Origin of the sequence: Rhodococcus erythropolis R138 (assembly GCF_000696675.2) — a bacterium.
In the GTDB taxonomy this organism is placed as follows: domain Bacteria; phylum Actinomycetota; class Actinomycetes; order Mycobacteriales; family Mycobacteriaceae; genus Rhodococcus_F; species Rhodococcus_F erythropolis.
Window position 1 is genome coordinate 2218908 of record NZ_CP007255.1, and the last position, 12777, is coordinate 2231684.

At 62.6% G+C, this 12777-nt stretch carries 11 protein-coding genes; 7 read left to right on the plus strand and 4 right to left on the minus strand.

Annotated features, from left to right (window positions below; translation table 11 throughout):
• Positions 1 to 7 precede the first annotated feature (7 nt).
• The 5 genes from H351_RS10460 (at position 8) to H351_RS10480 (ending at position 6199) form a co-directional block, all read left to right on the plus strand.
• On the plus strand, positions 8 to 1759 hold the full coding sequence (locus H351_RS10460; protein ID WP_019744836.1) for a sodium/solute symporter: 1752 nt from the start codon (positions 8 to 10) through the stop codon (positions 1757 to 1759).
• Between the two features lie 162 nt (positions 1760 to 1921).
• A complete protein-coding gene (locus tag H351_RS10465; protein WP_003939976.1) occupies positions 1922 to 2284 on the plus strand; it encodes a DUF485 domain-containing protein in 363 nt (120 codons plus the stop codon).
• Complete coding sequence (locus H351_RS10470) at positions 2281 to 3918, plus strand: solute symporter family protein (protein WP_003939876.1); 1638 nt, start codon at positions 2281 to 2283, stop codon at positions 3916 to 3918. The genes H351_RS10465 and H351_RS10470 overlap by 4 nt, the downstream gene beginning before the upstream one ends.
• Positions 3919 to 3991: 73 nt before the next feature.
• Positions 3992 to 4423 carry a type II toxin-antitoxin system Rv0910 family toxin gene (locus H351_RS10475; protein WP_003939735.1) on the plus strand — a complete coding sequence of 144 codons (432 nt, stop codon included), beginning with the start codon at positions 3992 to 3994 and terminating at the stop codon, positions 4421 to 4423.
• 120 nt (positions 4424 to 4543) lie between these two features.
• Positions 4544 to 6199, plus strand: coding sequence for a substrate-binding domain-containing protein (locus H351_RS10480; protein WP_029255980.1), 1656 nt, complete (start codon positions 4544 to 4546; stop codon positions 6197 to 6199).
• 1 nt (position 6200) lies between these two features.
• Here the strand turns inward: H351_RS10480 and H351_RS10485 are convergent, their stop codons facing one another.
• The gene (locus tag H351_RS10485) at positions 6201 to 7106 is read right to left on the minus strand and encodes an ABC transporter substrate-binding protein (RefSeq protein ID WP_029255979.1); all 906 of its coding nucleotides are present in this window, start codon (positions 7104 to 7106) and stop codon (positions 6201 to 6203) included.
• Positions 7107 to 7171: 65 nt separating this feature from the next.
• Positions 7172 to 7444, minus strand: a complete 273-nt coding sequence (locus tag H351_RS10490) for a WhiB family transcriptional regulator (RefSeq protein WP_019744832.1) — start codon at positions 7442 to 7444, stop codon at positions 7172 to 7174.
• Between the two features lie 131 nt (positions 7445 to 7575).
• On the opposite strand from H351_RS10490, the gene H351_RS10495 reads away from it, so the two are divergent.
• Positions 7576 to 9858, plus strand: coding sequence for an ATP-dependent DNA ligase (locus H351_RS10495; protein ID WP_029255978.1), 2283 nt, complete (start codon positions 7576 to 7578; stop codon positions 9856 to 9858).
• On the opposite strand, the gene H351_RS31380 is transcribed toward H351_RS10495, so the two are convergent.
• Complete coding sequence (locus H351_RS31380; protein ID WP_029255977.1) at positions 9758 to 11299, minus strand: MFS transporter; 1542 nt, start codon at positions 11297 to 11299, stop codon at positions 9758 to 9760. The genes H351_RS10495 and H351_RS31380 overlap by 101 nt on opposite strands.
• A 77-nt stretch (positions 11300 to 11376) precedes the next feature.
• Between H351_RS31380 and H351_RS10515 the strand changes: the two genes are divergently transcribed.
• On the plus strand, positions 11377 to 12024 hold the full coding sequence (locus tag H351_RS10515; RefSeq protein ID WP_003940096.1) for a TetR/AcrR family transcriptional regulator: 648 nt from the start codon (positions 11377 to 11379) through the stop codon (positions 12022 to 12024).
• A gap of 4 nt (positions 12025 to 12028) precedes the next feature.
• Here H351_RS10515 and H351_RS10520 read toward each other — a convergent pair whose 3' ends face one another.
• Positions 12029 to 12751, minus strand: coding sequence for a TioE family transcriptional regulator (locus H351_RS10520; protein ID WP_029255976.1), 723 nt, complete (start codon positions 12749 to 12751; stop codon positions 12029 to 12031).
• Positions 12752 to 12777: the final 26 nt, after the last annotated feature.

The window sequence follows — 12777 nt, forward strand, 5'->3', positions numbered from 1 at the left end:
CGGCGCTGTGGGAGGACAACCTATCCCGGTGCTGACGGTGCTCGGCATCGTTGCGGCGGCCGTGGCAACCGTGGCTATCGGAATCTACGGCGTTCGGCTCGCTCGTACCACCTCGGACTTTCTCGTCGCGTCCAGAACCGTCAGCGCGCGGTGGAATGCGACGGCCATCTCCGGTGAGTACCTCTCCGCTGCTTCGTTTCTCGGCGTGGCCGGGCTGGTCGCGAAATACGGCGCCGACGCCCTCTGGTATCCCATCGGATTCACCGCCGGATACCTCGCCCTGCTGCTGTTCGTCGCAGCACCGCTTCGGCGTTCCGGTGCATACACCGTCCCCGATTTCGCCGAATTCCGTCTCGGCTCACCGCGATTGCGCAAGCTCGCAATGCTCGTCGTCGCGATGGTGTGCATCCTGTATCTGATTCCACAGTTCCAAGGCGCGGGACTGACGCTCAACATTCTGCTCGGGGTTCCCAGCTGGATCGGCGGCGTTGCTGTCGGGGTCATCGTCATCGCCAACGTCGTCGGCGGCGGGATGCGCTCGATCACCTTCGTTCAGGCCTTCCAGTACTGGCTGAAACTGACTGCCGTCGCGATTCCCGCTGTGGCACTGACCTTCTACTTCTTCGGCGATCATCACGACGTCGGCGCGTCGATGCCGCCGACGGTCACCACTGCGACGACCGTCGACATCACCACCGACGTCGTCGTCCAGGTATCCGAGCCGGTGACGGTCAGCGGCGGCACAGTCGACGGGCGAGTGGTCGAAGGAACCGTGACACTGGGCCCGGGGGAGCACACCCTCGGTGAAGGCATGTCCATGGTTCTCGACGCGGGAGCCGCGGTTCCCGTCGTCGCCGGAGCGCCCGCGCAGAACTCGGATTGGATCACCCCGGGTTGGGGTTTCGGCGGGCCGCACCCGATGTATCAGGTGTACTCGCTGATGCTCGCGACCTTCCTCGGAACGCTCGGCCTGCCTCACGTTCTCGTCCGGTTCTACACCAACCCCGACGGCCGGGCCGCTCGTCTGACCTCGCTTGCAGTTGTCGGTCTGGTCAGCGTGTTCTACCTGTTTCCGACCCTCCTCGGCGTCTTCGCTCGCCTGTACGTTCCGCAACTTCTGATCACGGGCACCTCCGACGCCGCGGTGTTGCTGCTGCCGGGTTCGGTGTTCTCGGGGTGGGGCGGACAGCTGCTGGCAGCCCTCGTCGCGTCAGGTGCCATTGCCGCCTTCTTGTCGACGTCGTCCGGATTGCTCGTCAGCATCGCGGGCGTCGTCAGTACCGATGTTCTCCGCGGACGAGTTCGAGACTTCCGTATTGCAGCGCTCCTGGCCGGGCTCGTTCCGCTCGTGCTGTCGCTGGCGGTGGTGTCGGTCGACCTCTCGAGAACCGTCGGGTTGGTGTTCGCGGTCGCCGCGTCGACGCTCTGCCCACTGCTCGTGTTGGGTATCTGGTGGCGCGGTCTGACTGCCGTCGGCGCGGGGGCGGGGATGGTGGTCGGTGGATGTGTTGCGGGCACTGCCGCCACTGTCGCCGTCCTGGGTGGTTTGTCGGAGGACGTCCTCGGTGGCTGGCCGGCAGCCATTTTCGCGTTCCCGGCCGCGGTGAGCGTGCCGCTGGCGTTCCTCACGATGATCGTCGTGAGCAAGGTGTCGTCGAAGCAGATACCGGCAGATATTGCGCGAATCTTCACGCGGATGCACGCCCCGGAACGGCTCGGAATGGGCTCCGATCGCGAAGACGATCTCCGCCAACCCTGACTTTCACCGCCCGAACCCTCTGCCGTTGGTCGCGCCTGCCTGACCGTTCGGCGCAGCGCGCGACTGCTCACCGTGTGACTGGCGCCACAGCATCTTCATGTGACTCCGATCTCACTAACGTCTGTGCGTAGTTCACTTCACACGCGAGGCGAGGAGCCGGCAGTGTCCACAGCAGAAATCAGTGAGGGGTCGCCGCAAGAGCGACGCACCCCGGATGCCCAGGCATTCATAGACATGCAAGCGAGTCCCGAATTTCAGGAACTCCGAACGCGTCTGCGCAAGTTCGTTTTCCCCATCACTGCATTCTTCCTGCTCTGGTATGCGGTGTACGTCGTCCTGGCTACCTATGCCCACGACTTCATGGCCACCAAGGTCCTCGGCAACATCAATCTCGGCATCATCCTCGGTCTCGGGCAATTCGTCACGACCTTCGCCATCACCGCGTGGTACGTGAAGTTCGCCGGTCGTGAGCTCGATCCCCGCTCCGCTGCCATCCGTGAAGAACTGGAAGGTCCCGCACAGTGATCACCACACTCGCCGCGTCCGGAACGGACGTAGGAAACCCCGCCTTCAATATCGCGATCTTCCTCGCGTTTGTCGTCGTGACCATGACGCTGGTCATCCGCGCCAGCCGGACCACCAAGAAGGCGTCCGACTTCTACACCGGCGGTGGACAGTTCACCGGCCCGCAGAACGGGTTCGCCATCGCCGGCGACTACCTCTCGGCGGCATCGTTCCTCGGTATCGCAGGTGCGATCGCCGTGTACGGCTACGACGGATTCCTGTACTCCATCGGATTCCTTGTCGCCTGGTTGGTTGCGTTGCTTCTGGTCGCCGAATTGCTCAGGAACACCGGCAGATTCACGATGGCCGACGTCCTGAGCTTCAGGCTCAAGCAGCGTCCGGTGCGCATGGCGGCAGCCCTGTCCACCCTGGCCGTTTCCCTCTTCTACCTTCTTGCCCAGATGGCCGGCGCCGGTGGACTTGTCGCCCTGCTGCTCAACATCGACGGCAAGGTGGGACAGTCGATCGTCGTCGCGATCGTGGGTGTGCTGATGATCGTGTACGTCTTGGTCGGCGGCATGAAGGGCACCACCTACGTACAGATGGTCAAGGCAGTTCTGCTGGTTGCCGGAGCCGGAATCATGTTCGTACTCGTTCTGTGGGCAGTGCGCGGCAACTTCTCTCAGTTGCTCGCCAATGCGCAGGACATGGTCAACAGTTCCACCACCAAGGGTGTGCAGGGACGAGACATCCTCGGACCCGGTGCCAAGTACGGTCTTTCCGGAATGACGAAGCTCGACTTCATCTCTCTCGGAATCGCTTTGGTGCTCGGCACTGCGGGCCTGCCGCACGTGCTGATGCGCTTCTACACGGTGCCCACTGCCAAGGAAGCTCGCCGCTCGGTGACCTGGGCGATCGCGCTCATCGGTGCCTTCTACCTGTTCACGCTGGTTCTCGGTTACGGCGCGGCCAGCATGGTCGGACCGGACAAGATCTTGGCAGCACCCGGTAAAGAGAACGCGGCCGCTCCGTTGCTCGCCTTCGAGCTCGGTGGCACCATCTTCCTCGGCATCATCTCCGCGGTGGCGTTCGCGACCATCCTCGCCGTCGTTGCCGGTCTCGCGATCACTGCTTCGGCGTCGTTCGCTCACGACATCTACGCCAGTGTCATCAAGCGCGGCAACGCAACCGAGGAGCAGCAGGTTCGAGTTTCTCGAATCACCGTCGTGGTCATCGGACTCGTCTCCATCGTTCTCGGCATCATGGCGATGGGGCAGAACATCGCCTTCCTGGTGGCCCTCGCCTTCGCAGTGGCGGCCTCGGCGAACCTACCCACCCTGCTGTACTCGCTGTTCTGGAAGAAGTTCAACACCACCGGTGCGCTCTTCAGCATCTACGGCGGTTTGGTCAGCTGCTTGACGCTGATCGTGTTCTCCCCGGCAGTGTCGGGCAAGCCGTCGTCGATGTTCCCGAACTCCGACTTCGCCTGGTTCCCGCTCTCGAACCCCGGCATCGTCTCGATCCCGCTGGCATTCGTCCTCGGCATCGTCGGTACGTACATCGGACGCAACAAGATCGAAGATCCGGCAAAGCAGGCGGAGATGGAAGTTCGCTCCCTCACCGGCGTCGGCGTCGAAAAGGCTGTCAGCCACTAAGAGGGGCAAAGCCCCGTGCGTCTTTCTGGTACCTCTGGTTACGGAAAAGGCGCACGGGGCTTATTGTTCTGCCATGGCAAAGCTCACAGTGAAAATCGACGTCCCGCTTCCTCCTCAAGAAGTGTGGGACAAGGCCTCCGATCTCAGCGGCTACGAAAACTGGCTCGTGGTTCACGACGGATGGCGCAGTGAACTTCCCGAGCAATTGGGTGTCGGCACCGAGATCAGCTCGGTCGTGACGGTGAAAGGCCTGCGCAACCGTGTTCGGTGGACCATCAAGAAGTACGACGTCCCGAAGGCGATCTCACTCAAGGGAGACGGCAAGGGCGGGGTCAAGCTCGGTCTCGAACTCGACGTGAAGGCAAAGGGCGACGGGTCGGAACTCGCGCTGACAGTCGAGTTGGGCGGCGCGCCGTTGTTCGGCCCGATCGGTTCGAGTGTGGCGCGGGCGCTCAAAGGCGATGTGGAGAAGTCACTGGCCCAGTTTGTCCAGATCTACACCTAGTTTGTGGAGATTTCCACATAGAGCTACTTCACCGCTAACATGAGTTAGGATTCTTTTCGGCGGGATAAACCGGGCATCAGTTGGTTATTGATGCGGGTCCCGCCGGAAAGGATTCGATCAATGTCGTCTCGTCATGGGTACGGCGCACCACCTGCGTCCATGCCTCGATCCGTGCAGGTTCTGATCGGACTCTTGGCGGTAGTTGCAGTCGGTGGAACGGCAGCATTCGCCGTGACGTTCAAAAGCGTCAGCGACAAGGGAGAACTCGGTGCGGGCGCCGCTGCAGCTGCGACGGCAACCAACTGTGACAACCCGGAAACCGTGACCGTGGCGGCCGATCCGTCGATCGCCTCGGGACTCGAAGCTGTCGCCGCTGCCATCCCCGCCGCGGATCTCGGATGCAGCTCGCTCAGCGTGACGCCGCAAGATCCCGTGCTCACCGTCGCGGCGATCGCCGACGGTACGGCGCCCGCACTGTGGATCCCTGATTCGAGCGAATGGCTGGACAAGGTTTCGGCGAGCGGGCAGGAGATTCGCCGGATCAGTAACTCGGTCGCCTCCACCCCGGTTGTCGCCGTCTCTGCGCCGGGTACCGAGGCACCCGGCGCATGGACGGATGTCCTCGGCGCTCCATCGCTGCACATCGGCGATCCCCTGACCAGTGCCGTCTCCAGCGCGCCGATCGTGGCGGCCTTTGCCGAGACCCAGTCGCGGGGCGGGGACCTCACATCCATTTCGGCAGCCCTGGTGCCGGTGGCACAAGCGCAGTACGGAAATCTGAAGGAAACCGGTTCGACCGGGCGCATCCAAACCGTGGACGCGTCCGGCGGAACCGCGGTGACTACCGAGCAGACCTTCGAGGCTTATCTCGCCGCACATGCGGACAGTCGACTCACCGCGTCGGTACCGTCGTCCGGTTCGGTCTTCATGGACTACCCGATGGCAAGTGTGGGTGCAGACTCGTCGGCTGCGGACGACGCCGGCAAACTGCTGGCGGCAGCGCTGGCATCGGACACCGGGCGCTCCGTACTTGCCGGCCTCGGGTTCCGCGGCGCGGATCAGGCCCCACCGGTAGCCGGTGGAGTGGGAAAGGTTGGCTCGCTGGTGCCGTCCGATCCGTCTGTGGTCACCAAAGCGCTTGCGCGGTACGAGATTCTGTCCAGGCCTTCCCGCGCGCTGGCAGTTGTCGACGTCTCGGGGTCCATGGACTACATGCAGGACGGGGTCACTCGAATGGCCGCGACGGCGCAGGCCGGTGACATCGCGATCCGAATGTTTCCTGCCAACGCACAATTGGGTCTCTGGGCGTTCTCCGTAGACCTCGGTGACGGGACGGACTACCGCGAACTCGAACCTGTCGCCCGTATGGATGCAACTGAAGGTGGCACGGATCATCGGAGCAAACTGCTGTCTCGGATCGACAACCTCTCTTCGATCGTCGGCGGCGGAACAGGTTTGTACGACAGCGTTCTCGCCGCGTATCGGTCCATGCAACAGTCCTACGATCCGGCCTCGATCAATTCGGTGATTCTGCTTACCGACGGTGCCAACGACGATCCGTCGGGTATCGCCCTGCAGGAACTTCTCGACACCCTGACTCGCGAGCAGGACCCGACGCGGCCGGTACCGATCATCACCATCGGTGTCACCGATGATGCCGATACCGATGTGCTCGAGCAGATTTCGACTCTCACCGGCGGTAACAGTCACTTCGCTCCGACACCGGCAGACATCCCGAAGGTCTTCGTCGGCGCGATCAGTGGGCGCGCCGGCTGAACTACTCGAGAACGGGTGCGTCGGCGCTGTCGGTGATCCATTCGGTTGCGAGCTTCTCGAGGGTTCCGTCGGCGTAGAGCGCATCGACTGCCGCGGAGACGCACTCGGTCAGCGGACTGTTCTTCTCGAGCACCAAACCGAAGAATTCGGTGACTGCGTTGGGCCGCGGAAACTGACCCACGATGACCGACCCGGGCAGTTCGTTCTCGGTGATGTGGAATCCGGTCGGGATGTCGACGACCAATGCGTCGATCTTGCCCGCGGCCAGCGCAGCTTTCGCGTCGTCCGTGGTCGCGAACTCGCGTGGCGCAGTGGTCGGAACAATCGTGTCGGTGATCGCCGCGAGGCTGGTGGAACCGGTCTGAGCGCCCAAACGGTAGCCGGCCAGATCCGCAAGATTCTTTGCACCGGCGGCCTTGCTTCCGCGTGAGGCGATCACCGACTGCGCCACTGCGTAATACGGCGAGCTGAAGTCGACGTTCGCGCGGCGATCCCCGGAAATCGTGAACTGATTGACGTCGAAGTCGAAATCCTTGGGGCCTGGTTTCAATGCGTCGTTGAAGGCGACAGTGGTGAAGCGAACCTGGTCGGTGTTGTACCCGAGCTTGTCGACGACCGCCCGGGCCACCGCACCCTCGAGGCCTTTGCCGTTCGACGGATCGTTGTCGACGAACCACGGCGCGTACGCCGGTGAGTCAGTGGCGATGGTCAGGACACCGTCTTCGAGGGTGGTCCCGCTCTGGGGTCCGCACTTGTCCACTGCGGTGGTCGAGGGAAGTTTGGTGAACGCCTCGGGAACCGTGGTGGTGGTATCTGCTGCCGCAGGTGCCTCCGGCTGCGACGAACACGAGCCCAACAAGATCGAGGAAGCGAAGATCGCGGTCACGGCAACTGCGCGTCGTGTCATAGGCACTAGGCCATCTTGCCTGTTTGTCCGGTCTGGACGTGACGGGGGTCTCGTGTGAGCGGAGTTCACGCAGCTGAGCGTCGCAGTGCAAGGCGCTCCGACGGTGTCGTCCCACCCCAGACTCCGTGCGGTTCAGCGGTCTCGAGTGCAAAGGTCAGGCAGTCCCGAATGACCGGGCAGCGGAAGCACACCTGCTTCGCGGAACTCTCCCGTGCAGCCCGATTGCGTCCGCGCTCTTCACCCGGCGAATAGAACACCGCCGGGTCCACTGTTTTACAGGTGGCGAACATCCGCCAGTTGTTGTCCACCAACGGCTCCACGGAACTGCGAACTGTCATCGTGGTCTCCTCTCCCATCGAGAATCCAGTCTTGCCCGTGGCCTGGCACAGCGGCAGGTTTCCGATCCATCAGATTTCTACTGCCAGACGCAGCGCTATCCAGACACAGCGCTATCCAGCACAATGAGGAAATGGCAACGACGGATCGGGGTCAGATCACTCTCGACGGCACAACCGTGTCCGTGACCAATCTGGGCAAGATCCTCTACCCCGAGAGCGGCACCACGAAGGCCGAAGTCATCGACTACTACACCCGTATCGCCGCAGTCATGCTTCCGCATGTCGTCGGTAGACCTGGTACTCGTAAGCGTTGGCCCAACGGTGTGGACGGTCAGTCCTTCTTCGAGAAGAACCTGGCGTCGTCTGCCCCGCAGTGGCTCACGCGTGCGTCGCTGCAACATTCTGATCGCGTCGTCACTTACCCGATTTTCGATTCCGTTGCATCCCTGGCGTGGCTGGGGCAACAGGCGGCACTCGAATTACACGTTCCCCAATGGCGATTCGACGGTTCCGAGCGTGGTCCGGCGACACGACTGGTATTCGATCTCGACCCGGGCGAAGGCGTCGGATTGGCCGAGTGCGCCGAGGTGGCGAGGTCGATTCGAGATCTGGTCGCAACTCTGGGGTGGACGGCCTATCCGGTAACCAGTGGTAGCAAGGGAATCCACCTCTACGTACCACTGGATCGAGCCTTGGACGGCAGTGGTGCGTCGACTGTCGCCAAGCAGATCGCCACCGGGCTCGAGAAGCTTCACCCGGATCTCGTCACCGCGACGATGGCGCGAAATGTCCGGGCAGGCAAGATCTTCGTTGACTGGAGTCAGAACAACGCAGCCAAGACCACCATTGCGCCGTATTCGATGCGCGGTCGCGATCAACCCTATGTTGCCGCGCCGCGCAGTTGGGACGAACTCGACGATCCGAAACTGCGCCACCTGCTGTTCGACGAGGTTCTGGAGCGCGTCGAATCCGACGGTGATCTGCTGGGCGATCTGGATCCGCCGGTCTCGGCGGCTGTAGCCGATACGTTGACGCACTACCGCAACAAGAGGTCGGCCGACCGGACTCCGGAGCCGATCCCTGCTGCAGTGGACAAGGAGACAGCGGGCAATACCTTTGTGATTCAAGAACATCACGCCAGACGATTGCATTACGACGTTCGTCTCGAGCGGGATGGTGTGCTTGTGTCCTGGGCAGTCCCGAAGGGTGTGCCGACCAGTGCCGGAGAAAATCGGTTGGCCGTGCACACCGAGGATCATCCGCTCGAATACGCCACATTCTCGGGCACGATTCCGAAGGGGGAGTACGGCGGCGGTTCGATGACGATCTGGGATTCCGGGACGTACGAGACCGAGAAGTGGCGTGAAGACGAGGTGATCGTGCGCTTGAGTGGGGAGCGGGTGCAGGGACGCTTCGCGCTGATCCGGACAAAGGGTGATCAGTGGTTGATGCATCTGATGAAGGATCAGAACGCGAGTTTCGGAACGGAGTTTCCCAAGAATCTCGAGCCGATGCTTGCCACCGCTGGAACGCTCGAAGGTCTCGACCCGCAGGAGTGGGCCTTCGAAGGAAAGTGGGACGGGATTCGAGTGATTCTCGAATATCGTTCGGGCACAATGTCGCTTCGCAGTCGCGCGGGTAACGACAAGACCCGGGACTATCCAGCCCTTGCCGGGTTGGCCGAGGTGCTGGACGGTCATGACGTGGTTCTCGACGGTGAGGTGGTGGCGTACAACGACGCGGGAGTTACAGATTTCGGCCTCCTCCAGCGAGGTGGGGAACCGGTGTTCCTGGCCTTCGATCTTCTGTACCTCGACGGAGTGTCTTTGCTGCGGAAGTCCTATTCGGATCGCCGCACCGTGTTGAATGCGTTGGCGGGCAAGGTCGGTGAGCTCGAGGTACCACCGCAGATCGAGGGCACGGCGGAGAACGCCTTGGAGGTGAGTACCGATGCCGGGTGGGAAGGGATTGTCGCCAAACGTCGTGCATCGGTCTACCTTCCAGGGCGGCGGGGGTCGAGTTGGATCAAGGTGAAGAACTGGCGCACCCAAGAGGTGGTGATCGGTGGGTGGCGCACCGGGCAGGGCAATCGAGCGCAGGGGATCGGGGCGCTGCTCATGGGAATTCCGGGCGAGGATGGATTGACCTACGTGGGGCGCGTCGGTACCGGCTTCAGTGATCGTGATTTGGAGTCACTGCTTGCGGTGCTGGAACCGTTGCGTCAGAAGGAAAGTCCGTTCGAGGAGGAACTTCCAGCAGACGACCGCAAGGGTGCGGTGTGGGTGAGGCCTGAACTCGTCGGTGAGGCGCGGTTCATGGATTGGACGGCGACCGGACGCCTTCGCCACCCGAGTTGGCGGGGTCTGCGGGAGGACAAGAAGCCGGGCGACGTGGTGCGGGAAACAAGGCAATAACGGCCAACGCGCCGAGGAACGCTGCTGCGGCACAGATCTGGATTCCCATGCACATCGCCGAAGTGTAAGCCTGATTCGCTGCTTCGGCCACAATGCTCACCGGGGGAGCGTCGGCGTGGATCTGCGCCAGATCGACTGTGGAAGTGCCGACTCCGGGTTCGAAGCGGGACCGGAAAACCGTTGCTACGACTGTCCCGACGACGGCGACGCCCAGAACTCCACCCAATTCCCTTACGACACTGTTGATCGAACTTGCCATCGCAGCCTGCTGGGGCGCAACCGACGACATCGACGCAGTTGTTGCCGGAGCCATGACCAGCCCCATCCCGGCGCCAACCAGTGCCATGATCGCAGCCAGGACCCCGAACGGTGCGTACCTACCCGCGGCGATCGACAAGACCAACAGTCCCACGGACATGACCGCGAGGCCGCCCGCGATCGAACTGCGCACCCCGAGTCGGCCAACCACACGATCGCTGCTGGAGGCGACAGCCGCCATCACCAGTGCAAACGGAACTGCACCGACGCCGGCAACCAATGGACCGTAACCGCGAACGAATTGGAGGTATTGCGTGTACGTGAAGAGAACACCGAACAAGGCGAAGAACGTTGCGGCCAAGATGGCATTGGAGATGCTGAACACTCGGCTGGTGAAGATGCGCACGTCTGTCATCGGCGCCGGGGCCCGCAGCTCCCACCATACGAACCCGGCGAGAAGTGCTGTTGTGCTGACGATCTCCAGCACCGTGATGGGCGACGACCATCCGCGAAGGCTTGCTTGGGTGAGGGCATCCACGATCAAAGCCAGTCCGCCGGCGGACAACAGGAGTCCGGGGATGTCGAAGGAACCCTTGACCATTCCTCCTGCTGAGGGCACAAGAGAAACCGTCGCGGCTATCACAACGGCGACCAGTGGGACGTTTATCCAGAAGACGCTTCCCCAACTGAAATGTTCGAGAAGTACGCCACCGGCCACGGGGCCGATCGCGATTCCCAGTCCGGCGGTTGCAGACCAGATTCCTATCGCCCGGCCTCTCTCGTGCGGGGCGAACATCGAGACGACAAGTGACAGCGTCGCCGGCATGACCAGTGCGGCGGCTGCCCCCATCACTGTTCTCCAGCCGATCAGCTGCAACGACGTGTGAGAGAGGGCAGCGAAGGCTGACCCGAGAGCGAACAAGGTGAGGCCGGTCAGAAGTATCCGACGGTGACCGAATCTCGCGCCGAGTCCACCTGCCGTGATGAGCAAGGCGGCGAACGCCAATGTGTATGCGTTGGTGATCCATTGCAGGTCGACGGTGGTCGCCCGCAGTTCGCGGGCAAGGGTCGGGATAGCGGTGTTGAGGATGGTGTTGTCGATCGTGACTACGACGAGGGATGTGCAGAGGGCGCCCAGTGCTGCCCATCGTCGCCGGTCAGTGGGTTCGAGGGAATTCATCATGTCCTTACGAATGTAACCTTACGAATGTTTAGTGATGAGAACGTACCCCCTCGCCTTACATGTGTAAAGTTTGTCGGGTGAGTGATGTTTCCGAAGATGCCGATGAAACTGGGACGAGTGGTTCTCGGAGTACTCGCGCCCGAAATCCGAGAGGAAGCGGCGCACGGCTCCGCGGAGAGATCGTCGCCGCAGCGGCGACGCTCATCGCCCGCACCGGATCGGATCAGGCGGTGACGCTCCGATCAGTCGCTCGCGAAGTCGGGATATCCGCACCATCTATCTACGGACACTTTTCCGATCGCGATGCCATTGTCGAAGCGGTGGTCTCCGAATCGCTGGAGCAGTTGCATCTCGCCGTGGCCGACGCCGTTTCCGCGCACCCCGACCCGGTCGAGGGTCTGTATGCCGGGTGCTCGGCATACGTCGAGTTCGGCATTTCCGAGCCCGCTCGGTATCGGGTCTTGTTCGGGTGGTCCAGGCCGAAAGGTCAGTCACCACAATCGGATACGCGAGGACTGGCCGCCTTCAACACGCTGGTGACCAACCTCGACGCGTGCGTCGCCGCTGGGAGGTCGGCCAGCACAGACACTTTTGTCGATGCGGTATCGATCTGGACTTCGCTGCACGGACAGGTGATGTTGCGGGCCGATCTCCCGGAATTCCCGTGGCCGTCGACCGACACCGTCGGTGAGATGGTGAGGAGCCTTGCGCGGCTTGTGAACTGACACCTCAACCGTTTGCTGATCGGCAACCAGGCGAGGTCTGATCCAGCATCGTGAGATAGGCATCGAGCTGAGCCGCGCCGGCGAGAAGGTTGCGACTGCGTGTGGCCAGCCGGTCTTGCCAGGATTGGAGGAACGCTGCCAATGAGTCCGCTCCGCCGGCCTCGCGCAGCGAATCGAGAAACTGGGCGACTTGCGACAGTCGGTAGCCGCCGCGCCGCAGCTGCCGCGCGATCTCGGCGTCGCGCACACACTCCGGACCGTATTCGCGATAACCCGTTGCTCGTTCGCGCTCGGGGTGCAGGATGCCGTGCTCTTCCCACGTGCGCAGTGTCGCCGGATGAACGCCGAGACGGCGCGCAAGCTCACCGACCGTCAGCGCTGGACCGTGGACCAGTGCCGGTGCCATGGTGGACAGAGTCCCCAGCGTTGCGGCTACCTCGGTGCGAGTTCCTCGCTCGGCGAGCAGTGTCACGTGTGCACTGTCGATCAGGCGGTAGGCGGACTCGGTGTCGCCCTGGTTGGTCGCACGCATGATTTCCGTGGCCCGCTGGTGGCCGTGACCGCCGCGCAATGCGAGGAAAGTTCGCAGGGCCTGCGCGTGCACTGGGGTGTATCGCCGGTAGCCGGAGTTGCTGCGCTCGGTCGGAGGAAGGACGCCGGCGTCGTCGTAATTGCGGATCGCCTGTGCGGACAACCCGTGTTCACGGGCAAGGTCGATGGGCCGCACTGATCACCTCCGATTGAGGCTTTTCG